The 25,033-nt window shown below is 50.8% G+C and carries 27 protein-coding genes; 19 read left to right on the top strand and 8 right to left on the bottom strand.

Annotated features, from left to right (window positions below; translation table 11 throughout):
• Positions 1-7 precede the first annotated feature (7 nt).
• Genes fliP through HV243_RS19890 form a run of 3 tightly spaced genes read right to left on the bottom strand, consistent with a single transcriptional unit; the run spans position 8 to position 1,990 of the window.
• On the bottom strand, positions 8-766 hold the full coding sequence (fliP, locus tag HV243_RS19900; protein ID WP_016151823.1) for a flagellar type III secretion system pore protein FliP: 759 nt from the start codon (positions 764-766) through the stop codon (positions 8-10).
• Positions 763-1,134, bottom strand: a complete 372-nt coding sequence (locus HV243_RS19895; protein WP_016151824.1) for a FliM/FliN family flagellar motor switch protein — start codon at positions 1,132-1,134, stop codon at positions 763-765. Before HV243_RS19895 ends, fliP begins: the two co-directional genes overlap by 4 nt.
• Positions 1,127-1,990, bottom strand: coding sequence for a FliM/FliN family flagellar motor switch protein (locus tag HV243_RS19890; protein WP_019076071.1), 864 nt, complete (start codon positions 1,988-1,990; stop codon positions 1,127-1,129). Before HV243_RS19890 ends, HV243_RS19895 begins: the two co-directional genes overlap by 8 nt.
• 594 nt (positions 1,991-2,584) lie before the next feature.
• Here HV243_RS19890 and HV243_RS19885 point away from each other — a divergent pair.
• Genes HV243_RS19885 through HV243_RS19840 form a run of 10 tightly spaced genes read left to right on the top strand, consistent with a single transcriptional unit; the run spans position 2,585 to position 12,943 of the window.
• The gene (locus HV243_RS19885) at positions 2,585-3,571 is read left to right on the top strand and encodes a sigma-54 dependent transcriptional regulator (RefSeq protein ID WP_016151826.1); all 987 of its coding nucleotides are present in this window, start codon (positions 2,585-2,587) and stop codon (positions 3,569-3,571) included.
• Between the two features lie 47 nt (positions 3,572-3,618).
• Positions 3,619-3,981 (top strand): flagellar hook-basal body complex protein FliE, encoded by a 363-nt coding sequence (locus tag HV243_RS19880; protein WP_029139418.1) that lies wholly within the window; start codon positions 3,619-3,621, stop codon positions 3,979-3,981.
• Positions 3,982-3,985: 4 nt separating this feature from the next.
• The gene (fliF, locus tag HV243_RS19875) at positions 3,986-5,665 is read left to right on the top strand and encodes a flagellar basal-body MS-ring/collar protein FliF (RefSeq protein WP_053389585.1); all 1,680 of its coding nucleotides are present in this window, start codon (positions 3,986-3,988) and stop codon (positions 5,663-5,665) included.
• The gene (locus HV243_RS19870) at positions 5,643-6,659 is read left to right on the top strand and encodes a flagellar motor switch protein FliG (RefSeq protein WP_053389586.1); all 1,017 of its coding nucleotides are present in this window, start codon (positions 5,643-5,645) and stop codon (positions 6,657-6,659) included. Before fliF ends, HV243_RS19870 begins: the two co-directional genes overlap by 23 nt.
• A gap of 3 nt (positions 6,660-6,662) precedes the next feature.
• Positions 6,663-7,373 (top strand): flagellar assembly protein FliH, encoded by a 711-nt coding sequence (gene fliH, locus HV243_RS19865; RefSeq protein WP_053389587.1) that lies wholly within the window; start codon positions 6,663-6,665, stop codon positions 7,371-7,373.
• The gene (gene fliI / locus HV243_RS19860) at positions 7,366-8,706 is read left to right on the top strand and encodes a flagellar protein export ATPase FliI (RefSeq protein WP_053389588.1); all 1,341 of its coding nucleotides are present in this window, start codon (positions 7,366-7,368) and stop codon (positions 8,704-8,706) included. The genes fliH and fliI overlap by 8 nt, the downstream gene beginning before the upstream one ends.
• Before the next feature lie 2 nt (positions 8,707-8,708).
• Complete coding sequence (locus HV243_RS19855) at positions 8,709-9,152, top strand: flagellar FliJ family protein (protein ID WP_053389589.1); 444 nt, start codon at positions 8,709-8,711, stop codon at positions 9,150-9,152.
• On the top strand, positions 9,149-9,553 hold the full coding sequence (locus tag HV243_RS19850; protein WP_016151832.1) for an adenylyltransferase/cytidyltransferase family protein: 405 nt from the start codon (positions 9,149-9,151) through the stop codon (positions 9,551-9,553). The genes HV243_RS19855 and HV243_RS19850 overlap by 4 nt, the downstream gene beginning before the upstream one ends.
• Before the next feature lie 6 nt (positions 9,554-9,559).
• Complete coding sequence (locus tag HV243_RS19845) at positions 9,560-11,650, top strand: glycosyltransferase family 9 protein (protein WP_242672060.1); 2,091 nt, start codon at positions 9,560-9,562, stop codon at positions 11,648-11,650.
• A 36-nt stretch (positions 11,651-11,686) separates the two neighbouring features.
• A complete protein-coding gene (locus tag HV243_RS19840) occupies positions 11,687-12,943 on the top strand; it encodes a class I SAM-dependent methyltransferase (protein WP_081000497.1) in 1,257 nt (418 codons plus the stop codon).
• A gap of 52 nt (positions 12,944-12,995) precedes the next feature.
• On the opposite strand, the gene HV243_RS19835 is transcribed toward HV243_RS19840, so the two are convergent.
• From HV243_RS19835 to flgA, 5 genes are all read right to left on the bottom strand, one after another.
• Entirely contained in the window at positions 12,996-15,557 is a 2,562-nt protein-coding gene (locus HV243_RS19835; protein ID WP_053389941.1) for a glycosyltransferase, read from the bottom strand.
• A 56-nt stretch (positions 15,558-15,613) separates the two neighbouring features.
• Complete coding sequence (locus tag HV243_RS19830) at positions 15,614-16,558, bottom strand: hypothetical protein (protein WP_053389942.1); 945 nt, start codon at positions 16,556-16,558, stop codon at positions 15,614-15,616.
• 135 nt (positions 16,559-16,693) lie between these two features.
• Positions 16,694-17,122: a flagellar protein FlgN gene (locus HV243_RS19825; protein ID WP_053389943.1), complete on the bottom strand. Its 429-nt coding sequence runs from the start codon at positions 17,120-17,122 to the stop codon at positions 16,694-16,696.
• A gap of 12 nt (positions 17,123-17,134) precedes the next feature.
• On the bottom strand, positions 17,135-17,422 hold the full coding sequence (flgM, locus tag HV243_RS19820) for a flagellar biosynthesis anti-sigma factor FlgM (RefSeq protein ID WP_016151838.1): 288 nt from the start codon (positions 17,420-17,422) through the stop codon (positions 17,135-17,137).
• A 96-nt stretch (positions 17,423-17,518) separates the two neighbouring features.
• Complete coding sequence (flgA, locus tag HV243_RS19815) at positions 17,519-18,289, bottom strand: flagellar basal body P-ring formation chaperone FlgA (RefSeq protein WP_053389944.1); 771 nt, start codon at positions 18,287-18,289, stop codon at positions 17,519-17,521.
• An 82-nt stretch (positions 18,290-18,371) separates the two neighbouring features.
• Here flgA and flgB point away from each other — a divergent pair, with 82 nt between their 5' ends.
• The 9 genes from flgB to HV243_RS19770 all read left to right on the top strand — a co-directional run bounded on the left by flgB (position 18,372) and on the right by HV243_RS19770 (position 24,992).
• Positions 18,372-18,719 (top strand): flagellar basal body rod protein FlgB, encoded by a 348-nt coding sequence (flgB, locus tag HV243_RS19810; RefSeq protein ID WP_016151840.1) that lies wholly within the window; start codon positions 18,372-18,374, stop codon positions 18,717-18,719.
• A 2-nt stretch (positions 18,720-18,721) separates the two neighbouring features.
• Complete coding sequence (gene flgC / locus HV243_RS19805) at positions 18,722-19,153, top strand: flagellar basal body rod protein FlgC (protein WP_016151841.1); 432 nt, start codon at positions 18,722-18,724, stop codon at positions 19,151-19,153.
• On the top strand, positions 19,153-20,019 hold the full coding sequence (locus HV243_RS19800; protein ID WP_046275407.1) for a flagellar hook capping FlgD N-terminal domain-containing protein: 867 nt from the start codon (positions 19,153-19,155) through the stop codon (positions 20,017-20,019). The genes flgC and HV243_RS19800 overlap by 1 nt, the downstream gene beginning before the upstream one ends.
• 26 nt (positions 20,020-20,045) lie before the next feature.
• Positions 20,046-21,248, top strand: a complete 1,203-nt coding sequence (gene flgE / locus HV243_RS19795; protein ID WP_019076087.1) for a flagellar hook protein FlgE — start codon at positions 20,046-20,048, stop codon at positions 21,246-21,248.
• A 9-nt stretch (positions 21,249-21,257) separates the two neighbouring features.
• Positions 21,258-21,995 carry a flagellar basal body rod protein FlgF gene (locus HV243_RS19790; protein WP_016151844.1) on the top strand — a complete coding sequence of 246 codons (738 nt, stop codon included), beginning with the start codon at positions 21,258-21,260 and terminating at the stop codon, positions 21,993-21,995.
• Between the two features lie 30 nt (positions 21,996-22,025).
• Positions 22,026-22,811, top strand: a complete 786-nt coding sequence (gene flgG / locus HV243_RS19785) for a flagellar basal-body rod protein FlgG (protein ID WP_019076088.1) — start codon at positions 22,026-22,028, stop codon at positions 22,809-22,811.
• Between the two features lie 68 nt (positions 22,812-22,879).
• Positions 22,880-23,545, top strand: coding sequence for a flagellar basal body L-ring protein FlgH (gene flgH / locus HV243_RS19780; protein WP_029139421.1), 666 nt, complete (start codon positions 22,880-22,882; stop codon positions 23,543-23,545).
• Positions 23,546-23,559: 14 nt separating this feature from the next.
• The gene (locus HV243_RS19775) at positions 23,560-24,681 is read left to right on the top strand and encodes a flagellar basal body P-ring protein FlgI (RefSeq protein ID WP_016151847.1); all 1,122 of its coding nucleotides are present in this window, start codon (positions 23,560-23,562) and stop codon (positions 24,679-24,681) included.
• An 8-nt stretch (positions 24,682-24,689) separates the two neighbouring features.
• Positions 24,690-24,992 (top strand): rod-binding protein, encoded by a 303-nt coding sequence (locus HV243_RS19770; protein WP_029139422.1) that lies wholly within the window; start codon positions 24,690-24,692, stop codon positions 24,990-24,992.
• Positions 24,993-25,033: the final 41 nt, after the last annotated feature.

Here is a 25,033-nt window from a genome sequence, read left to right as displayed (position 1 = left end):
ATCTCCGTTAGCCCAGTCCCAGACCGCGAATACTGGAGGTCAGCGTACCGACGGTCAGCGCCCAACCGTCAATAAGCACAAACAGCATCAGCTTAAAGGGGAGGGAAACGATCAGCGGGGACAGCATCATCATCCCCATCGCCATCAGCACGCTGGCGACGATCAGGTCGATCACCAGGAACGGGATGTAAATCATGAAGCCTATCTGGAAGGCGGTTTTAAGTTCGCTCAGCACATACGCCGGGACGATAATGGAGAGATCCTGATCGGCTGCATTACCTTTCGCGTTGGCGATCGTCATGATCTGCGCAATCGCTTTTTTGTTGGTCTGCGCCAGCATAAAGCGCTTCAGGGGCGAGGCGGCAGTGCTCAGGGCGTCAGGGAGTGTGATTTGATCGTTTTCAAAAGGCACAACCGCGTGGTCGTAAATGTTGATCCAGACCGGACGCATCACCAGCATGGTTAACGACAGCGCAATGCCTATCAGTATGCGGTTGGGTGGCGTTTGCTGTAGCCCCAACGCCTGGCGCAGCAGGGAGAGAACAATAATAAAACGCGTAAAGCAGGTCATCATCAGCACCAGGGTTGGCAGAATGCCCACCAGGGTCATCAGGATCAGGACCTGGATTTTTACGCTGTATTCCTGGCTATTACCGTGTGAAATCACATTCAGCAACGGGATATCTCCCCCTTGCGCGCAGGCAAAGGGAGAAAGGATGAGTAATGAGATACCCAGTATGAGCGTGAGGGTTGGTGCGCGTTTCATGGTGCCAGGTCGTTGATTTCATGCGTGTTGAATTCAAGGACGCGCAGGCCATATTTTTCATTGACCACCACCACTTCAGCCTTGCCCAGCAGGATGTTATTAACCTTAATATCCAGCGGTTCACCGGCAAGCTTGTCCATCTCAATGACGGTGTCGTCATCAATGTTCAGCAGATCGGACAGCATCACTTCCACGGATGACACTTCCAGCGTTAGCGTGACCGGAATACGTTTGAGTAATGACATCGACTCGGAAAAGCGGTCTTCTAAACGCGCCACCAACGTTTCTGTTGCCGACGGTGCCGTTGGCGTGGTTGTTTCGGGCGCTAACTCGAAACCTTGCTCTAAAATATCTTCTGGCTTACTCATAGGATTTCTCCGTCTTGCTCGTTAATTCGGATAAAAACAGTTTGTCTTTGTCCTCTACGATCAGGGCATTAAATAATTCGGATTTCCCAATATAAACAGGGAAAGTTTCAGGCATTGCGATAGGTAAAATATCCCCGGGTTTAATTGTCGTCAGGTCGGCGACATTGAGGGGAATTTCTGCAATCTTGACGTTCATGGTCAGCGGCAGCGTATGAATGATTTCTTTAATCAGCGTTTTTTTACGCATCTCAACATTGGCTTTATCAACCTGCTTTTTCTTCTCGCCGTGCTCGCTACGGCGGATTAAATTCAGAATGTAATCGGTATGGGAATCGTCCAGTAAGATGCGGAAACTGCAATTCTCCTCATCACCTAAAACAAAAGTGAGCTGATAAGCCCAATGTGTTTGTACGGTACTGCTGTCAGGTTTAAGCGTCAGCGGAATGCCTGATATGTTTTTATTAAAGATGATATTGCTAATATCCAGCGCCAGCCTGCTTCTCAGCCGGGTTTCCGTCTTGGTTGGTAAATCATCTTCTGAATTTTCGTCTGCAAGCGATGAAGTCAGGCCATAAAAGTTACCTAATAACATTAACAATAACGCGCGATCGATATCAAAAGCCAAATGTCCAACCTGCGAGACTAATAACTCAGCGCTTTTATTGATAACGTCCATCTCACATTGTATTTTTCTGAGTGTTATATTTGTGCGATGTTTTTTCAGGAAATAGTTTCCGAGATGTGATTCAATTGTATCAAAATTACCCGTAAACATAGTCGGCAGACGATGATAAGGACGCCCAAGCCGGTTGCCTTCAAGTTTAAAGATTCCGGGCGTTTGACTATATTTCAGCATGGTACGCTTTCTCAGCTGTAATTTCTGGGGCGGATGAGTTGATATCAAATCCCGCGGTTATAAAAGAAAATACTACTCCATTTAATTTATGGTTCATCCTTGACGCTTTCTCATATTGTTGAAGTCCATTAGATATGAAATGCAGTACCTACTCTCGTCTCTGATGTAGGGCTGGACATTAGATATTTTACCTCTCTCCTCTGCAAGTTATTAATGGTGTCAGGTTATAATTAAAAAATAATTAATTACGTATACGTGATGCTCCCCGCTAATCCTCTTACCTTGGTAAGGCACGTCTTGTGTGCCTTGGTTTCATACCTCTAAATCCATAACTTGTTGTTTTTTATGGAATAATAATTTTATTATCTTTTAATTTAAGATTGTTAAAGGCACCGGTGTTACTATTTTTTTAGGAAAAACCCTATTTTGAAATAGTCTTCGATAGGGCTGCCCTTTGATGGGGCGGTAAAACATGAGCAAGGATGGGATTAAAACATGGCACGGGCGATATCTATTATTCGATGATTGTGCTTTGGAATGATTTGTATATTTCTCGTAACGGATGTTAACTTTACTTCTAAGTGTAAAATAATCATGTTTGAACTTATTGCCGAAGCAGCCTCCAGTATCAATGTTTTTTCAATGGCAAGGCGTATTGCTGCGTTTAATGTTCCAGTGCTTATCCATGGTGAAACCGGTACTGGTAAAGAATGTATCGCCAAATTTATCCATTCAATTACGTTTGCGCAGGAGCCACAGGCCCCCTATATCGGGGTGAACTGTGCCGCTATCCCTGAAAATATGCTCGAAGCCACGTTGTTTGGTTATGACAAAGGGGCATTCACCGGAGCAGTGGCGACCGTGCCGGGGAAAATGGAATTAGCCAATAACGGTACATTATTACTGGATGAGATTGGCGATATGCCTTTAGCGCTACAGGCTAAAATATTGCGTGTATTGCAGGAGCAACAGGTTGAGCGCTTAGGCAGTAACCGTTTAATCAAACTGAACTTCCGTTTAATTGCCTGTACCAATAAAAATCTTGAAGAAGAAGTGGCTGCAGGACGCTTCAGAGAAGATCTCTATTATCGGTTGTCAGTTATTCCGTTGACGATGCCGCCGCTGCGCGAGCGTATGGAAGACATTATTCCGCTGGCGGAGTCGTTTATCAAAAAATATTCCACGGTACTGGTTAAAAATATCAAGCTTTCTGAATCATCACGCCGGGCGTTACTCAGCTACGAATGGCCGGGGAACGTGCGTCAACTTGAGAACGCTATCCAACGGGGAATGATCCTGAATCGTGATGGTGTCATTTATCCCGATACCTTAGGTCTGCCATCCATTGAATCTGATTCCTGGAGCGAACCGCAATGGCAGCCAAAGCCCAGTATGCCAATAACGACCAGCGATAATCTGGGTCAGCATGGCCGTAGCGCGCAGTATCAATATATCGCTGACCTGATGCGTAAATATCAGGGTAATAAAACCAAAATTGCTGATTTATTAGGCATTACCCCACGCGCGCTTCGTTATCGTCTGGCGTCAATGCGAAAACAGGGAATAGAGATCTTTTCCTGAATCAGTCTGTGGTAGCGAGAACGCTTTTTTAATTTTAAGAGTAGGTCATGAGCATAAATACGATAGCCCCAGCCAGTACGATGCAGACGCAAATGATGCAGGACATGCAGCAGATGAAAGCGGTCGCTCAGGCACCTGTCCTTTCGCCAATGCAGATTAACGCCGTGGGCGCCCAGTCGGCATCATCTCCGGTCTCGTTCGACCACGTCATGCAAGGCGCGCTGAATCATGTTGATCAATTTCAGCAGGTCGCGGAGCAAAAACAAACGGCCATTGAGATGGGGAAAAGCGACGACCTGGCGGGGGCCATGATTGCCAGTCAGCAGGCATCGTTATCGTTTTCTGCTCTGGTTCAGGTCAGAAATAAAGTCGCTTCCGGATTCAATGACCTGATGAGCATGTCAGTCTAACGCTATGAATGAATTAATAAAAAAACTCACTCAGTTTTTACCCTCGTTCTCTTTTCGCCTGGATGGTAATAAACGTCTGGCGTTACTGGCGGCAGCGGCCATTGCGGCGACTGCCATTATTGTCAGCGTGCTGTGGAACAGCAATCACGGCTATGTTTCGCTGTACGGTAGTCAGGAACATCTCCCGGTTTCACAAATAGTCACCGTGCTGGATGGTGAAAAGCTGGAATATCGTATCGACCCGCAAAGCGGGCAAATTCTGGTTCCGGAAGAGGCGCTGTCGAAAACGCGGATGACGCTGGCGGCGAAAGGCGTGCAAGCCATGCTGCCCAGCGGCTACGAGCTGATGGATAAAGACGAAGTGCTGGGCGCCAGTCAGTTTGTGCAGAACGTCCGCTATAAGCGGAGCCTGGAAGGTGAACTGGCGCAGAGCATCATGACGCTGGACGCCGTTGAGAGCGCCCGCGTGCATCTGGCGCTGAATGAAGAGAGTTCATTTGTCGTCAGCGATGAGCCGCAAAACAGCGCTTCAGTAGTGGTGCGTCTGCATTATGGCAGCAAGCTGGACATGGACCAGGTAAATGCCATTGTGCATCTGGTGTCCGGCAGTGTGCCCAATTTGAATGCCTCGAAGGTTAGCGTTGTCGACCAGGCGGGGAATTTACTGTCCGACGGCATTGGCGCGGGAGAAGCCGTTTCTGCGGCGACGCGTAAGCGCGACCAGATCCTCAAAGATATTCAGGATAAGACCCGCGCCAGTCTCGCCAATGTCCTCGACTCGCTGGTCGGAACCGGCAATTACCGCGTGAGCGTGATGCCGGATCTCGATCTGAGCAATATCGATGAAACCCAGGAGCACTACGGTGACACGCCGAAGGTTAATCGTGAAGAAACGGTACTCGATAGTGATACCAACCAAATCGCCATGGGGATCCCCGGCTCGCTGAGCAATCGTCCACCGTTGGCGGCAAACCAGGCGGGAAATGGCGCCACAGGGACGACGCCTGAGGATTCTCGCCAGCCAGCCGCGCTGTCAAAACATAGCGAGAACAAACGCGACTACTCCTGGGACCGTAGCGTTGAACATATCCAGCACCCTGGATTCGACATCAAACGTTTAAATGTGGCCATAGTCCTCAACCAGAGCGCGCCGGCATTAAAGAACTGGAAACCGGAACAAACCACGCAGCTGACGACGCTGTTGAATAACGCTGCCGGGATTGATGCAAAGCGTGGCGACAATCTGTCCTTATCCCTGCTCAACTTTGTGCCGCAGTCGATCCCCGTCGAGCCGACGCTGCCTTTATGGAAGGATGACAGCATTCTGGCCTGGGTTCGCTTAATTGGCTGTGGCCTGCTGGCGTTACTGCTGCTGCTGTTTGTCGTGCGCCCGGTCATGAAACGTTTGACTGTCGAGCGCCGCCGGACCTCTGCGCCTGAACTGGCGCTGGACGCCGCACCGATCGCGATCCCTGCGGACAAGCCCCATTTTGCGGCTGCTGAAGATGAACGCAAAAATATTGAACTGCCTTCTTTCCCTGGTGACGACAGCTTGCCTTCGCAGAGTTCCGGTCTGGAAGTGAAGCTGGAGTTCCTGCAAAAACTGGCGATGAGCGACACCGATCGCGTAGCTGAAGTTCTCAGACAATGGATTACCAGCAATGAGCGAATTGACAATAAATAACGGCAGTAACAACAGCTACCTGGAACAGGCCGCAATTTTATTGCTGTGTCTGGGCGAGGAGGCGGCAGCCACGGTGATGCAAAAGCTCAGCCGTGAAGAGGTGATTCGTCTGAGTGAAAACATGGCGCGTCTGTCTGGCGTGAAAACCAGCATGGCGAAAAAAGTGATCAATAACTTTTTTGATGAGTTCCGCGAGCAGAGCGGCATCAACGGTGCCTCGCGTTCCATGCTGCAAGGGATCCTCAATAAAGCGCTGGGAACAGAAATCGCCAGCAGCGTGATCAACGGCATTTATGGTGATGAGATCCGCTCGCGGATGGCGCGTTTACAGTGGGTGGAACCGCGCCAGCTGGCGATACTGATCTCCGAAGAACATTTGCAATTGCAGGCCGTCTTCCTTGCCTTCCTGACGCCGGAGATCTCGGCCACGGTACTGTCTTACATGAATGAGTCGGTGCAAAACGAGATCCTCTATCGGGTTGCCAAGCTCAACGATGTGAATCGCGATGTTGTGGATGAGCTGGATCGGTTGATCGAACGTGGGCTGTCGGTGCTGTCCGAACATGGTTCGAAAGTGAAGGGGATCAAGCAGGCCGCGGATATCGTTAACCGCTTCCAGGGTAACCAACAGGTGATCCTCGATCAGCTGCGTGAACGCGATGAAGATGTTCTTGAGCAGTTGCAGGACGAAATGTACGACTTCTTTATCCTGAGCCGCCAAAGTGATGAGGTGCGCCGTCGTCTCCTTGATGAAGTGCCGATGGAAGACTGGGCTGTGGCGCTGAAAGGTACCGAAGCGCTGTTGCGCCGGTCGATTTATGCCGTGATGCCTAAGCGTCAGGTACAACAGCTGGAGGCGATAACGTCGCGCCTGGGTCCGGTTCCGGTGAGCCGTATTGAACAGATCCGCCGTGAAATCATGGGGATTGCCCGCGAGCTTGAGGAAGCGGGTGAAATTCAGCTACAGCTGTTTGCTGAACAGACGGCGGAGTAACACATGGCGATTGAAACCATTCGTGGTCGTTACCGACTGCACCGCTTTCCTCCTCGCCAGCGCCATTTGCAGGCTGAACAGCTCACGCCGGGGATCACGCCTGCGGATTATCAGCGCCAACTGATGGACGGCTTCCAGGAAGGCCTGCAAAAAGGCTTTGAACAGGGGATGACGGAAGGTCAGGAGCAGGGCTTTCAGGAAGGTCATCAGAAGGGGCACGATGAAGGCCGTCGTCAGGGATACACTGAAGGCAGCCTGGCCGGGCAGCAGGAAGGGCGTAAGCAGTTTGAGCAAGCAGCGCAACCGCTGGAAGCCATCACTGGCAAAGTGAACGACTACCTGGCGCACATTCAGCGTAAACAGCGGGAAGACCTGCTGCAACTGGTTGAAAAGGTCACTCGCCAGGTGATTCGTTGCGAGCTGGCGCTGCAACCGACGCAGTTACTGTCGCTGGTTGAAGAGGCGATTTCGGCCTTTCCTGCGATGCCTGAGTCGCTACAGGTCCTGCTAAGTCATGAAGAATTTAACCGTATCAAAGATGCTGCCCCGGAGAAGGTCACTGAATGGGGGCTGACCCCATCACCCGAACTGCAGGCGGGCGAGTGTCGGGTGATTACCGATAAATCCGAGCTGGATATTGGCTGCGAACATCGACTCGACCAGTGCATGTCGGCGCTCAAAGAGTCGCTGCTGCCGGAGCCGACGGGTGAGTGACCTGTCCAGCGTTGACAACGCGCTGCGTTCCATTGAGTCGATCCCTTTAGCCCGGGTTGCCGGGCGACTGGTGCGCGTAAACGGCATTTTGCTGGAGAGCGTGGGCTGTCCGCTGGCGACTGGACAGCTGTGCCGCGTCGAAAGCGCCGACCATACGTTGATCGACGCGCAGGCGGTGGGGTTTAACCGCGATATCACCTACCTGATGCCCTTCAAGCATCCCGTCGGACTGATGGCGGGGGCGCGCGTTTTCCCCGAAGAAAAAACCCAGGAGATCCTGATCAGCGAAAGCTGGCTGGGGCGGGTAGTTAATGGCCTGGGCGAACCGCTGGATGCCAAAGGGCGTCTGACGGGCAATGACGTATTGCCGCCTCAGGCACCTTCCATTAACCCCCTCACGCGTCGGTCGGTGAACCAACCGCTGGATGTTGGCGTTAAAGCAATCAACGGTCTGCTAACTATCGGCAAAGGCCAGCGTGTGGGTTTGATGGCCGGCAGCGGCGTGGGAAAAAGCGTACTGCTGGGGATGATCACCCGCCAGACCAAGGCCGACATCGTGGTGGTGGGGTTAATTGGCGAGCGTGGCCGCGAGGTGAAGGAGTTTATCGATCACGCTCTGGGCGCGGAAGGGTTGGCAAAATCAATTATCGTGGCGGCGCCTGCGGATGAGTCACCGTTAATGCGTTTGAAAGCCACCGAGCTTTGCCACTCTATTGCCGCCTGGTTTCGCGATCGCGGACATCACGTTTTGCTGCTGGTGGATTCGTTAACCCGTTATGCCATGGCGCAGCGCGAGATTGCGTTATCACTGGGTGAACCTCCGGCGACGAAAGGCTATCCACCGTCGGCGTTCGGCATGATCCCAAAGCTTGTGGAAAGCGCTGGCAACAGTGAAAGCGATGGGTCAATGACCGCCATTTATACGGTGTTGGCGGAAGGAGACGATCAGCAGGATCCGATCGTCGACTGCGCGCGTGCGGTGCTGGACGGGCACATTGTTCTGACCCGTAAGCTGGCGGAGGCCGGACATTATCCGGCTATTGATATCGGGCAGTCGATCAGTCGATGCATGACCCAGGTAACGCCCCACGCGCACCAGCAGTCGGCCCGCCTGATCAAACAGAACTATGCCGCCTATATGGAAATTAAGCCGCTGATCCCGTTGGGCGGATATGTTGCAGGAGCCGATCCCGGCGTGGATAAGGCCGTCAAAGTGTTCCCCGCCATTGAGCGTTTTCTGCGCCAGGAAGTCAGTGAACCGGCCTCTCTGGAGCTGGTGCAAAGCCGCTTACAGACCCTTTTCCCGCAGGCAAAGAAAACGGAAGGTAAATAATCATGCGGCAAATTATCGATACCCTGGCGCAACTGCAGCGCCTGCGGGATAAATCAGTCAAAGATATGACGGTACAGCTGGCTAAACAGCAACAAGTTTGCATCGGTTTTGACAATAATATCAAAGCGCTGGGCTACCTGATTCAAAAAACCGGCACCGGCGTGGAGGTGCCTTGCGTTGAATCACTCAAAAATGTGACCGGATACAAAGGCACGCTGCGCACGGTTGTTGCCTGGCAAGAGCAGGAGAAAACGCTGGCTAAAATCAAAGAGCAGCGTATTCAGAAAAACCTGGTGTCAGCGGCATACGAACAGAAAATTGTCGCCATGACGCTCGATGATAAGCGCGATGAACTGAGCAATGAGGCACTGATTAAAGAGCAAAAAGCCGTAGATGAAATTGCCGCACAATGCTGGCTAAGACAGAAGACGCTGGGAGTGATATGAAAACGATCATTACTTTCGGCACCTTTGATGTTTTTCATATCGGGCATTTGCGTATTCTGCAACGTGCCGGACAGTTGGGGGAGCGACTGATCGTCGGTATCTCTTCAGATGCGCTAAATATGCAGAAAAAAGGTCGGATGCCGGTTTACAGCCAAAGCGATCGCATGGGGATTGTTGCCGGGCTGAAATGTGTGGACAGCGTGTTTCTCGAAGAGTCGCTGGAGAAAAAAGCGGACTATATTCGCCAGTTTAACGCCGATACGCTGGTGATGGGCGATGACTGGGCAGGGCGCTTTGATAGTTTGTCGTACCTGTGCGAAGTGGTCTATTTTCCCAGAACGCCATCGATATCCACCACCTCGATTATTGAGGTAATTACCAACCAAAATCAAAACCTGTAAAATAATATGAAAATAAGACTATTCATTGAAACTAAAGAAGTTACGCTGCCGCTTCAAATGTCTAATTTTATTCAAGATATGGATGGAGTAGTTAATATATTATTTATTTGTTCTGATAGATTGAGTGAAAAATGGCTGGAAAAGAATTCAAATATTGTTTTTAAATATAATGAATCCACACTACTGCCTGCGCTGGATAAAATATCACATGTACTAACTAAGCTCTCGCCAACAGCACTAGATATCCATGCGGCGCTGGCTGAAAGCTATGACTTACTTATTCCGTTGTTGATGAAATTAAACTCTTTTCGGTCGCTAATCCATCTTCATGTTTATGAAGGAGAGATAGCCGAGCTAGTTGCTGCTTCTGCACTTGAAAAAATCCCCGTAAATTTATTTAATAAATTGGTCACTGGATATGGTAATACCATAAGTATGGCATTAAATAATAATCATAACATGCCAAAAGATGAGTGGAATATTGCCGCCGGATATGCCTGGCATAAAGTGTTAACAACAACTTATTATCTACAAGAGAATAGCTCATTCAAAAATTCAAAGAAATTGCCTTGTGGTAATGTACCGGCAATCGATGAAAATAAAATAACGGATTTTCTGGAGCTATTCAAGATACCAAATGGTATTTATTCTCAATTACGAAAGATAAGCTCGTCATCTCTACTATTACTCAGCACCTCACCTCGCTTTCCCTCGCTGAAAAAACAACATCAAGAAGCGCTTGTGGACGTTATTCAGCATGCAATCAATGAATTTGCAATTTCTGAAGAGAAAATCCTTCTCTTCCGCGAAAAGAAAGAGGGTGAAGTCGATGGTGAAATATTACGTCAGTTGGGATGCAAGGCTATCAAACTCCCTGAGTTAATTACTCTTAATTTTTTAAAGGTTCTAGAAATATTACCTTTAGCCATTGCCGGATATTTTTCAGATGAACTATATCAAGCGCCAGAGAAAAGTATTCTATTTTTTCTAACAACAGAGTTACCAGAAGATACTGATAAGTACGCTGGTCACATCAACTTTAGCAATAAGAAAATTTATCATGTAAATGAGTTGGTTGGTGTTAAACCCGGTTCGTTTAAGAAAAGGGTATTTTATTGTCCTGGGTCGATGGGGGACGCGATCTACGCGTTGGGTTGCCTTACTGCATTTAGAGAATGTCATGATGAGGATTTTATCTTTATTGCACACAAATTGTATCATGACCTTATCGCTTCAAGTCCTGTGGTGGCACAGTATTGGGATATCAATGCGCTGACAGAAGATGCTTTTATTGATATTGCGATTGCGCGTCAGGAAAATAAATTTCATTTCCTTGGCCACTGGGAGGATATAGTAGCATCTGAACATATGACGGATGCTTTTATCGGTGATAGTATTCATAATCATTCCTTGTGTAATAAGCAGCCTATGATTTCATTGGTGTCATTGGATAAGAAAAACGTCAATGATTTTATTCATAATCATCATTTGCAGAAAGAAAAAACAGTCTTATTACATCCCAATATAGGCTCTCCAAACCGGACGTGGACCGAAAAGGGATGGAATCAACTCGCGAAATACTTTATTGCTGCAGGCTGGAAAGTTGTCATTATTGGCAGCGATAATAATAAGTATCAAGAGAAGAAAATGATGGATATAGATATCCCGGAGGCTATCAATTGCATTAATCAGTTCTCTATGCTTGAGATGATTTATTTGATGGAGCGGTGTCAGCTACTGGTTGCTTGTGATTCTGGTCCTGTCGCACTTGCTGGACTCACTTCAATTGCTATTTGCGCGTTGTACTCTATTATTCCGGCCAGTTACCGATTGCCCTACAGGAATGGTAAGTATGGATGGAATGCTTTGGGTATTGATACGGGATGTCAGTTTGGTCAATGCGGTCACCTTATCATGAGTCCGCAATTCTTTAAAAATAAACTAGGTAAAGAATTTATGCCTCCACGAGGTGAGGAGTTTTCTGTATGGTGTCCAAATGATAAAAAATATCGGTGCATGAAGAAGGTTACCGCCGAATATTTTTGGCATCAGATTCAATTATTTTTGAGTTCTGATGATTATGTGAAAAATTCTTAAGTATTTCTATGATTAAATATTCTAAATGGAGTAGTTATGGGGTCTTTAGGTCGTTTTCCTTTACGCAAAATAGTTGAAAAATACCAGGTGACGCATTTGGTTGAAACTGGGTATGGTATTGGTAACTCATGTCGTATGGCATTGTCGGCAGGTTTTCACCATGCGTTGTCCTGTGAGATATATCAGCCATTGTATGAAAAAGCACTACAAGAAAAAAATGAAAATATTACAGTTTGTCCGGATGATAGCTTATCATTTCTGAACTCGGAAGCGGTCAATGATATTTTAAGGAGCCGCCGTAGTCTCATTTTTCTGGATGCTCATTATCCTGGTTCAGATTACTGCAATGAACACTATCGCAGTGACGAATGGGATAAAGATATTCGCTTGCCACTAATTAACGAGTTGCGAATTCTGGAAGGTAAAATTGATAATGCGATCGTTATTATTGATGATTGCAGAATATATTTGAAAGACTTTGCCGTGACAAGTGGTACTTTACCAGAATATGCCGATCATGGGTTTGATCGTGCTAATGAGTTTATTGGACTATTAGAGAGTTTTGCCGATACACACTCCTTGCACTGGTATCCTGAAGATACTGGATACGCAGTTTTATGGCCTCATAGTTTAGCTGGTGAAGCGATTAAACCACTCATTTTACCTGGGGATGTTACCAGTAAGTTTCTGATTAACCGGGGCGTTGTGGGGACGACCAGTATGTCTGTAAATCGTCGACTTATGGATGCACGGTTTACTTCTCGTTGGTTTGTTGGCGCTGGTTTGGATATAGGTGGAGGACCGGACAGTATTGGGATTTACCACTCGCTTTTCCCTCTAATGAGAACGGTGACGGTCTATGACTTACCACAAGGTGATGCCCAATACTTAGATAATGTTAGTGATGATAGTTTTGATTTTGTGTATTCTGCACACTGTCTGGAACATGTGGTTGACCCGTTCATTGCTATCAATAACTGGATGCGAGTGCTTAAACCAAATGGTCATCTCATTATTACTGTTCCTGACGAAGATATGTATGAACAAAAAGTATGGCCATCGACTTTTAATACCGATCACAAGCATACTTTCAGTATCTTCAAAAAAAGTAGTTGGTCACCGGTATCGATAAATGTATTGGAATTGATTCAGACGATAACCGCAAATCATGACGTTCAGAAAATTGAATTACTAAATCATAGCTATTTGTCTGGTCTCCCTCGGTTTGATCAAACTCGCACACCATTTGCGGAAAGTGGTATCGAGATTGTTATAAAAAAACGACCACAATAAAATTAAAACCACCGGTTTAGCGGTGGTTTTATCGCCAATTCATATCAGAAATTTAGCTAAAAAGTTTTCTCTGTAGACTATGTAATAGCGTATTACTGTGGGCATTCTCTGTTTCCGTAAGCAAAGCGGCGATCTCCTGAGCCGCCCGTTTCCCCGCCTGACCATCCCTAAACGCATCGCAATAATGGTGGCGAATCTCCTCCAGTGGCGCTTCCAGACCAGCCCAGTCAAATGCGGATGACAGTGCGTGGCGCAACGTCTGTATATCCTGTGCCACCGGGAGAACATCGCGAATACGCTGATCAGCGCTGTCAGGAGTAGAGAAACTTTGTTGACCATCGAGCAGCAAGGGCATCTCTGGCCAGCTCAGTAAAATGACGCGTTTATTCATATCAATGGCGTCAAAAATAAAGCCGCTGCTGTCTGTCAGGACGTAATCCGCCTGCGCGATAAGCGCCAGCAGATGCAGTGGATCGTCAATTCGGTTTTTTAAATAGCGCTGCGCCAGTGCCAGAGAGGCGGCTTCTTCCGGTCTGTGCAGGGTGCCATGATGTAGTTTGGTGACGACATTGTATTCATGACTTAACCGGCTGAGCTGTTCCGCCCAGTGAGGGAGAGAGCTTAGCGCGCCATAGGTTGGCGCATACAGGATGGTCTGCTTTTTCGCATTCAGCTTCAGGCTTTTTGGCAGCGCAGTATCGTAAGTGTGATTATGCCACTCATCGAAACGGGGGTTGCCCACCACTTTGGCGCTGCCACCGATATCAAGCGCGTGCTGGCTATAGTGGCTGTAACACAGGATGCGGTGATAAAAGGCGTTCCACCAGGCATGATTCCACTCTTCTTTCGCCAGGCCATACAGGGTGCGTACATGGGTATCCGCCAGCCCGTTCAGCAGTGGCGTGTAGTAAGGGCTGACCAGGCACCGGAAGCGCTGACGGTTCTCAATGACCGCTGAAAGACGCGTACCGCCGAGCGCAGGGTCGTTGATGGCTTTAATCGTCGCGGTCATCTCATCCAGAAACGATTTAGGTATTTTGTCACTGACCAGCAGCGAGCAGGTATGGCCCATCGCCTGAAGCGCGGTAATGATAGGGCGGTAGACCGCGTAGTGCAGCGAGGTTTCCATATAGAAGCCAATGGCATCTATCTGTGTGGATGCCGTAGGAAGCGGGTTGCTTACCAGCGTATTGACGGTGGCGGGTTTCTTATTGATTTTGTTGAAGTAGTAACCGATGTTATCGGTTTCTTTTTTCTCAATATCGCTGTATCCCGCGCGCTGATAGCAGATGCTCGGATAACAGGAGAGCCATTTCCCTTCACGCAGCAGCGGCTGCCATTGTCCTTCGAGCGTATCTGAGAGGTCATGCTCCATCTGCTGAGCCAATGCCGGGTAATAGCTGCTGTTGACCAGATAGGCGCAAACCTTATTGCAGTCGCGGGCATGGATCATGCCATTGAGGCTTTTGAGTTCGCGGCCTTGTTTAATTTCCCCGCCGAGGATAACCACTTCCCACGGAAAACCAAGCAGCGCATTCAGAAGTGAATTGAGTACCCGGATATGCTTATCCTGCTTCAGGATCACGCTATCGTCTTCAAGTAGCAGGTAGTTTTTCCAGCCGTTACGCTGTGCCAGTTGCAGCGCCTGCAGATGGGACTGGCGGCGACCAGCCTGGCCGTTAGTGGCAACGGACGCTGCAAGGCGGGTGATCTTTTGCGTCGGGAAATTGAGAAACGCCAGCTCTTGCTGGATGTGGGCTAAACGATCCGGGCGTGAGTCCAGATTCACGATCACCACCTGATCGATGTAATCCCACTGGATCGGCTGATGATGGGTGGCGTTATGCAGGCTTTGATACCAGTTTTTCAGCATCGGGTCTGTAATTGCCTGTGCCAGCGAGGTTTCCAGCGGCTCGCTGCTGCCCAGCACAAAGTCTTTATCGAACGTATTTTGGCTGTGCGAGATACAAATAATGGTGCGCTCGCCCGGCAATTGCAGCGGGTTCGCGGTGAATTGATTAGTGAATCCTTCCTCTTCGCCTAAGTTACATTCATCATCGTAACGGTGCTTTTTTAAATAGTTGCGGTGGTAGCAAAAGGTGCCGTTGAGAATGTTCTGCGGGCCAAAGCTGCGGCTTTTGAACACGCGGTTGATATGGCTATACCAGATGGGGATCTGATCGGAACCTGAAATCAACGCCCGGTGGCGCTGCATCATGTCGATAGTGTAGGAGATCTTATCCGCCGGATAATAATCATCGTCATCCATACAGAGAATATATTCGCCTAACGCCAGCGCATTGAGCATGTTGCGCTTTTTTCCCAGCGTCAGTTTTTCCGCATGGTAGATATAACGAATATTGAATTTCTCCGGGTGATTCTGCGTCAGCCTGTCAATGATTGACTGATGGCTTTGTGGGGAATCATCCAGGATCACCAGCTCCCGGCGGTCGGCAGGGTAGTCCTGATAGCGGAACATATACAGCAAATAGGGTAAGAAAGCGCCGCGGTTCCACGTGGGAGTAATGACGCTGACAAACGGTTTTTCGCGACCAGTGTCGAGCGTTTTAACGATGCCGGTCAGGGCGGAACGTGCTTTGGAGGATTCAGACATGGTGATGTGTATTCGCGATTCGAAAAAGGACCGGGTATGTACCCGGCCAACAGGCGCTAACGTGTAATCAGGGAGAACGCCGAGAGCAGAGGATCTCCCGACAACATATCCAGAATATGCTGACGCAACGAGCGGGCATTCTCGCTGTTGCGCCACGCTTCAAACAGCGCGAAAAGGGCGTAGATTTCGTCATGGCTCAGCGTGGAATCATCCATTGTCCACAGGCAAAATAGGGTGCGAAGCATAAAGATGTCAGCCACCAGCCAGAAGAAGCGCTGCAGCGCGCTTTCACTCTCGTGCTGGGGGAAGGTATCGTGATACAGGCGATAAATCAGATAGTTACTGAATATCCATGCGTCATGGGCAAAGTAGCGCTCATAGGTATTTAACCACTGATCCTGCAACTGCTGCTGAAGCATAGCCTCACTGTTTGCATCCTGGAGCATCAGCAGACTTACCTGCAGAGGTAAGGTCAGCTTGCGCGTGCTTTCCGGCAACAGATCCCAATTGAACTCACAACTGCCCATTTGGGTGATCAGCTCCCGCTGCAGTTGGGGCAGGCTGGGCAGTTGCACGAACTGCTCCTGCAGTTTTCCGCTTTGCGCATGGGCGGCCAGAACCTGCGGCAGCGAGGCCAGTTTCTCAAGCATAGGATCGCTGTCGCCAGGGCATTTCTCGGAAAAAGAGAGCATGATGCCCAGCGCATACAAGCGCAGTTCCGGTGACAAACCGGGGAGCGTGATGGTATGCAGAGCAGATTGATTAAGTACCTGATCGCGTGGAGATAACGCCGGGCTGTCCGCATCGGCTGCACATTGTGAGGTATGCAGCACAAAGGCGTTGGGATCGCCTAATGCAGCCTGACAGCTGGCCGGATCGGTTAATACCAGACTCTGTCGTACTTCCGTTTTCCAGCGCATTTCGGTCAGCAAAGCGGAATCCGGATGGTGGGATAAAAACAACCGGACAAAGTCAGGTTCATAACAATCAATCATACTCATAATGTGTTCTCAGCAATCCCTAAATTCAAAATCTGGCTACATCATTGCAATATCCATGCCTGAATTTTTATTGTATTTATATCAATTAGTTAGGGTGTGCGCGGAAAGTCGTTTTCCGCGTCAGGGAAGGAAGGTTTAGCGCTGGTAAATAAAATCCGGCTCGGTGCCTAAAAAAGTCTGAATAAATTCATACTGGCGGATCAGCAACTCGCCGTTTTTTTCGTTGTACGCCTTGCAGCGTTTCGCTTTTTGCTCAAGGCTCTGCCACCAACCCTCTGCGGCACTTTTCTGTAAGCCTGGCAACCAGCTAAATACCTGTTCCATCCCTGCACGATCAACGCTTACGCCCAGCAATTGCAGGATTGAGCGGCGCTGCTGGCTGCTGTTTTGCAACTGCTCATAATGCTGTTGAATCGTCTCATTGACCGCCAACAGCTCTTCACTGGCGCGACGGATCATGCACAGACGTTGTTGTTCCAACTGGTGTCTGAGCGCGTCATATCGCGTCCCGTCCTCCCGGATACCCTGAAGCAGCGTTTTCACCTGCTGTAGCCTGGTACTCACAATTTTGGCCTCTTATTTCTGGAAAAAGCTGAGCATGTCACCAGCCAGTTGCTGGGTATCAACCTGCATGTCGCCTGCGGCCAGCATGGCCTGCATTTGCGCCACTTTGTCGTAATCAACGTCGCTTTGCGGATCGCTGTTCAGCGTTTGCTGCGCCGTTTGCAATCCCGCCTGAGTAATATCGTCAGCGGAAAGCGTCGCGGCGCTGGAGGTCGTGGTCTGCGTGCTGCTCTTGTCTGAACGCGTCTGCCCGGTTGTAGATGCAGGGCGATCGCCTGGCAGAGTCGGGGTAATTTTCATAGCAACCTCGTACATATTTCGTTGGGTTGGTTATCTGTTATTGGCTAAAAGCGACGGTAAGAGAGGAAAACTTTAATCCCATCACAAAAAATCCCTTCACTGCTCGGCCGTCAGCGTGGTGACCACGCCGATATCGTCCACCATCCCGCTAATGATCCGCTGGCTGCTGCTGTTGCGAATTTTTATCACATCCCCTTTGCGCCCGTTCTTCAACGCCACGCCCGGCATCGAGGCGGTAATTCCGGCCGTATGGGAGACGATCATCACCGGTTGGTCGCGTTTGACCAGCACCGGTTGAACCAGTTCGCTCCGGGTAATCGGTTTGCCCGGTTGCAGGGCGCGCTTGCTGGTGAGACCAATCGCCTCATCCATATTTGTCATTAATCCTTCCCGCTGGTTGCTGATATTGAATTTTTTAAGCTGCAGGTCGTTGGCCGTAATTACCGTATCTCGGGCAATCAACGACTTTGGCATCACTACCGGCACCGACACGTCGGGGCGTACCGCAACGTTAAATTGCCAGCCCGCGCTGCCCGGACAACTCACCACAAAGTTCATTCGCGTCAGGGCCATTCCTGGGGATGTGCTGGAAGTGATCTGGGGCGCTGTTGCGCATAGCGCGCTGGTGCTCACCGTTGAGGGAATATAGACGTTGAACGTGTAGCGATAGTCCTGCCACTGCTGTTTTTTCGCCAGCGCGTCAATTTCATGACCGGCGGCAGTTATGACCCGCGCGTTGATCTGTTCCCGGGCGCTGTGCTGAATGGGATGGACGGCGGCATGTGCGGGTAAGACACAGCATAACGCCAGCATCATTTCCGCGGCAAAGGGGAAAGAAGGCTTCCTTATGTCGAAGGGGAATTTCATAAAGTCATTTCTCATCAATCACTTAAAAGTTGGCATACATATTGCTAATAACAGCGATATCTACGCAGGAGTGATGCAAGAAATGGGAATCAGTTTTCAGCAGGCATTGGGTGTACATCCGCAGGCAGTGAAGTTACGTCTTGAGAGGACCGAGCTACTGACTGCGAATCTGGCAAACGTCGATACACCAAATTTCAAAGCTAAAGATATTGATTTTGCCGCTGAGATGCAACGGGCAAGTCGCACAAATGTGCTGCCCGAGGCTGACGTGAAATACCGTGTGCCGATGCAGCCCTCAGAGGATGGCAATACCGTAGAGCTGAATACCGAGCAGGCCCGGTTTTCACAAAATAGTATGGATTATCAAAGCAGTCTGACCTTTTTGAACCTGCAACTTAGCGGTATCAAAGAGGCCATCGAAGGGAAATAACCATGTCGTTTACTGATATTTACCAGATTTCCGGCTCGGCAATGACGGCGCAAACCATCCGTCTGAATACCGTCGCCAGCAACATGGCGAATGCGGAATCTCCCGCCAGCAGCGAGGCGCAGGCCTATAAGGCGCGCAGCCCGGTTTTTGCTGCGGTTTACCACAATAGCCTGATGGGTGGGCATAACCGCCATGCCATTGATGGTGCCAGCGTACAGGTACAGGACGTTATGCAAAGCGGCGGGGCGGTGAAGCGTTATGAGCCGCATCACCCGATGGCGGACCAGAACGGTTTCGTCTGGTATCCGGATGTCAACGTGGTCGAGCAAATGGCCGACATGATGTCCGCCTCACGTGATTTTGAAACCGACGTTGATGTGCTGAATAACGTCAAAAGTATGCAGCAAAGCTTACTCAAACTGGGAGAAGTGTAATGAATACCCTGACTCTGTATGCCCAATCTCAGGCGCAGGCTCCTTCTTCGGAGAATACGGCGGTGGCTGAAAATAACGTCGGCGCTACGGCGCAAAGCAGCAATCTGGGAGACAGCAGTTCTTCCTCAACGTCGTCAACAACGAATACCAGCGGGACAAGCGGTACTCCAACCACGACAACGTCCACCGAAACGTCCGCGGTTGATACGTTTTTGACGCTGTTCGTGGCTGAAATTGAAAACCAGGACCCGACCGATCCAACCGATCCTACGGCCTATATCGATCAGCTCGCCTCCATGGCGCAGGTTGCCATGATGGAAGAGATGAGCGTTGAGGCAAACACTAACGCCGTACTGATGAGCAACATTCAGGTGATGGCGCTGGGGAATATGGTCGGCGACGACATCATGGTGCAAACCACCTCGCTGGATATCGAAGACAACAGCAAAGAAATCCAGGGACGCGTGACGCTGGATGACAGTTGTACCGATGTGGATCTGCACTTTACCGATGAAGCCGGTGATGACTACACCGTGTCGCTGATCCCGCAAGGTGAAACCTCCGTCGGGCCCGGCCAGGTTGATTTCGACATCAATCCTGCGGATTACGGCATCCCGCCGGGCGATTACAGCGTATCCGTGGTGACCAATACCGGAGAAGAGGAAGTGCCGATTGAGGTGACCGGAACGGTGGAAGATGTGCGTATTCCGCTCGATGGCAGCACGCCAGTGCTCAACGTTGACGGCGTTGGCGAAGTGCCTTTCACCATGATCACCCAGTTTGGCGTTCCGGACAGCACTGATGACATCACGCCGCCGGATACTGACGACGGCGGCGATAACGCCGACAGCAACACCGTGATCTGATCTCGTTTACATTACAGGAAGAAACAATGAGTTATGAAATTGCAGCGACGGGACTGAACGCCGTCAACGAACAGCTTGATGGCATCAGTAACAACATCGCAAACTCCGGGACGGTCGGGTATAAATCGATGACCACCCAGTTCTCCGCCATGTATGCCGGAACGCAGGCGATGGGCGTGAGCGTGGCGGGTTCGGCACAAAGCATCTCCACCGGCGGCTCTATGGTTTCAACCGGTAATGCGCTGGATCTGGCGATCAACGACGATGGTTTTTTTGTGATGTGCGACAGCGCCGGGAACATCTCCTATACCCGCGCGGGTTCCTTCGTGACGGACAAAAACGGCTATATCGTCAATGCGTCCGGCGATTACCTGCAAGGCTATCCGGTTGATGACAGCGGCACGCTGCAAACCGGTACCGTTACCGATATCCAGATTAAAACCGGCAACATCCCGGCGCAGGCCACGGACAGCATGACCTTCACGGCAAACTTTGACGCCAGTGATGAAACAATCGATCGCGCAACCGTGCCGTTTGATGCCAACAACAGCGATACCTACACCGACAGCTACACCACCACCGTGTATGACTCGCTGGGTAATGAGCACTCGGTTAGCCAGTACTTTACTAAAACGGCGGATAACACCTGGGAAGTGCAATACACCTTTGATGGTGAAGCGCAGAGCGGTGTACCGCCGACTACGCTGACCTTCGACCCAAATACCGGCAAGCTGACGGCTCCAACCACGCCGCAAACCATCACCTTCACCACCGATGAAGCCGCACCGATTTCAATGACGATTGACTACTCCGATTGTACTCAGTACGGCTCTGACTTCTCGGTTACCACCAATTCCGCGACCGGATACGCATCGGCAACGCAAAACGGCGTGCAGGTCGATGACGACGGTAAAGTGTACGCCACCTACAGCAACGGTGAGCGCATGCTGCAGGGCCAGGTTGTACTCGCCACTTTCCCGGATGAGAACGGACTGGAAGCAGTGAGCGGTACTGCCTGGGTACAGACGGGCGAATCCGGTACGCCGCTGATAGGTACGCCTGGCTCCGGCTCCTGCGGCACGCTCTCCTCCGGCATGCTCGAAAGCTCTAACGTGGATATCACCAACGAACTGGTCAATCTCATGACCGCCCAGCGTAACTACCAGGCGAACACCAAGGTGATTTCCACCAGTACGCAGCTGGATCAGGCTCTCTTCCAGGCGATGTAAGGCTAAGAAATGGATCGGTTGATTTATACCGCGCTGAGCGGTGCCACCCAGACGTTGCAAGAGCAGCAAATTAGCGCCAACAACCTCGCCAACGTCAACACCAATGGTTTTCGCGCGGATATGGCGATGGCGAGTAATGACAAAGTGAAGGGCGGTGGTTTTGATACGCGTTTTATGGCGAAGGAAAGTCCCAGCGGCGTCAATGACAGCACCGGCGTGGCGGAAAAAACCGAGCGCCCGCTGGACGTCGCCATTCAGGGGACGGGCTATATCGCCGTGCAGGATAAAGCCGGAAACGAGGTCTATACCCGCAACGGCAATATTCAGCAAGACGATCAGGGTCAGCTGACCATCGACGGTAACGTGGTGCTCGGAGATAACGGCCCGATTATTTTGCCGCCGAACGCGATTGCCTCTTTCGGCAGCGACGGCACGCTCTCGGTTACGCCTGACGACGGTGATGTTACCGCCACGATGGATATCGATCGGCTGAAGCTGGTGGATATCCCGGTCGCCAATCTGGCGAAAAACAGCGAGGGAATGCTGGTGACGGCGGATGGCGTACCGGCCCAGCGCGATGAAAACATCAAAGTAAGCGGCGGCTTTCTGGAAGGCAGTAACGTGTCTGCGGTGAGCGAAATGATGTCGTCCATTGCGATGAACCGCCAGTTTGAAGCGCAAATCAAGATGATGAAAACCGCTGAAGATCTCAGCGACTCCGGCAACAGGCTGCTACGCGGCTCCTGAGTCGTAGCCTTTAATCAGGGATAAAGTTTTATGAACGCAGCGTTATGGATCAGTAAAACCGGCCTGTCGGCGCAGGATGCTGAGATGAGTGCGATTGCCAACAACATCGCCAACGTCAACACCACGGGCTTTAAGCGTGACCGCGTGATGTTCCAGGATCTGTTTTATCAGACTCAGGAAGCACCGGGCGCCATGCTCGATCAAAACAACATCATGCCGACCGGAATGCAGTTCGGTAGCGGTGTGCGCATCGTTGGAACCCAAAAAACCTTCACCGAAGGGAATGTGGAAACCACCGATAATGCGATGAACGTGGCCATCATGGGGCAGGGGTTCTGGCAGGTGCAAAAGGCCAACGGGGATATTGCGTATACCCGTGACGGCAATATGCAGATTAACGCCGACGGCGTGCTAACCAACGCCCAGGGCTTGCCGCTGCAACCGGAAATTGATGTTCCCGCTGGCGCGACCAACGTGGCATTTGGCGAAGATGGCACCGTGACGGCGATCCTGCCCGGCGACAGCGATCCGACCGAACTGGGGCAACTAACGCTGGTGAACTTCGCCAACCCGGCGGGCCTTTCAGCCGAAGGCGACAACCTGTATCTGGAAACGGCAGCCAGCGGTCAACCGACGGAAGGTATTCCGGGGGAAGATGGTCTGGGCACCTTGCAGGACAGCGCGCTGGAAGGCTCGAATGTGGATATTGTCAACGAAATGGTGGCGATGATTAACGTGCAGCGCGCCTATGAGATGAACGCCAAAATGGTCTCTGCGGCAGACGATATGCTGCAGTTTATTAGTCAGACGCTGTAATTCAAGAATGTGAAATGCCGGATAGCGGTTTCGCCTTATCCGGCAAATTTAAAGTAAACAGGCAGAACGTGAAAAATTATCTCTGGCTGGTGGTACTGCTGCCCCTGTTAAGCGGGTGCGAATCGCAGGCCCTCCTGGTCAAAAAAAATGACGAATTCTTTGCTCCTCCCAAAACCGAGTTGCCGCCAACGGCGGATGGTCGCGCGGGAGGGGTGTTCGAAACGGGTTACAAGTGGTCGCTGACGGCGGACCGCCGCGCCTATCGGGTGGGCGACATCCTGACCGTGATGCTGGAAGAATCCACCCAGTCGAGCAAACAGGCGAAAACCAATTTCGGCAAGAACAATACCGTTGATATCGGTGCACCGACTCTTTTTGGGCATACCAAAGATAATCTTTCCGCTTCCGTGGACGCCAATCGCGACTTCAACGGGACGGCGACCTCGCAGCAGCAAAACAGTTTGCGTGGCGAAATTACGGTGTCGGTGCACTCGGTACAATCGAACGGCATTCTGGAAATTCGCGGTGAAAAATGGCTCACCCTCAACCAGGGGGATGAGTACATTCGCCTGAGTGGTCTGGTGCGCGCTGATGATATTCAAAACGACAACTCTGTCTCATCGCAGCGCATTGCCGATGCGCGTATCTCCTATGCAGGCCGTGGCGCATTGAGCGATGCCAATGCGGCGGGCTGGCTGACGCGTCTGTTTAACCATCCTCTCTTCCCGATCTAATGCAGGATTTTAATATGCAACACATAAGCGGGCGCTGGATGAAGGCGTTAAATGGCATCGTTATCGCCCTGAGCCTGGTGCTGCCCGGCACTACGCAGGCGCAATCTCTGGAGTCGCTGGTCAACGTCCAGGGGATCAGGGAAAACCAACTTGTTGGCTACAGCCTGGTGGTGGGGCTGGACGGAACCGGGGATAAAAACCAGGTCAAATTCACGAACCAAACTATTACCAACATGCTGCGCCAGTTCGGGGTACAACTGCCGGGTAAAATCGATCCGAAGGTGAAAAACGTCGCGGCGGTAGCGGTCAGCGCGATGCTGCCGCCAATGTACTCGCGTGGGCAGACCATTGATGTCACGGTCTCGTCGATTGGCGATGCCAAAAGCCTGCGCGGCGGTACGTTATTGCTCACCCAGCTACACGGCGCAGATGGGGAGGTTTATGCCCTTGCACAAGGGAGCGTGGTGGTGGGTGGGATGAACGCGACCGGGGCTAGCGGCTCCAGCGTGACCGTGAATACCCCCACAGCCGGACTGATACCGAATGGCGCGTCGGTCGAACGTGAAATTCCCAGCGATTTCCAGATGGGTGACACCATTACGCTTAATCTGAAACGTCCCTCCTTTAAAGATGCCAATAACATTGCGGCGGCGATCAACGCTTCGTTTGGCGGCATTGCTACGGCACAAAGCTCGACCAACGTCAGCGTCCGCGCGCCAACCAGCCCAGGCGCGCGCGTTGCCTTTATGTCTCAGTTAGATGACGTCCAGGTTCAGGCAGAAAAAGTACGCGCCCGCGTGGTGTTTAACTCGCGTACCGGTACGGTGGTGATGGGGGATGGCATTGCCCTGCACGCGGCGGCGGTATCGCATGGCAGCCTGACGGTTTCCATCAATGAAAGCAGCAACGTCAGCCAGCCGAATGCCTTTGCCGGTGGTCGTACGGCGGTGACGCCGCAGAGCAATATTTCGGTGAATCACGCCCGACCGGGGATGATTACGCTGCCTGAATCCAGCAGCCTGAAAACGCTGGTTAATGCGCTCAACAGTCTCGGGGCCACGCCGGACGACATTATGTCCATTTTACAGGCCCTGCATGAAGCCGGGGCGCTGGATGCCGATCTGGAGGTCATTTAATGGCCGACATCAAAGTGAATCATAGCGGGGGCATTGACGGTAGCGATGCGTTAATGGGCCCGAAAATTAAAGATAACGATTTGCAGAAAGCCGCCCAGCAGTTTGAAGCCATTTTCTTACGCAACATGCTGAAAGAAATGCGTAAAACCAATGAGATCTTCGACTCCAAAGATAACCCGTTTAACAGCGACTCGGTGCGCATGATGCAGGGGTTTTACGACGATCAGTTATGTAACAGCCTGGCCCAGCAGCACGGTATTGGGATTGCGGCGATGATCGTTAAACAGCTCTCCCCGCATCACAAAGGATAAAGGTTGCGCGGCGGCTTAAGAACTGAGGTTTTTTCGCCGCT

The sequence above is a fragment of the Citrobacter sp. RHBSTW-00599 genome, from assembly GCF_013784065.1.
In the GTDB taxonomy this organism is placed as follows: Bacteria; Pseudomonadota; Gammaproteobacteria; order Enterobacterales; family Enterobacteriaceae; genus Citrobacter; species Citrobacter braakii.
The sequence above is the reverse complement of the archived record's forward strand: the minus strand, read 5'-3'. Positions and strand labels throughout refer to the sequence as shown.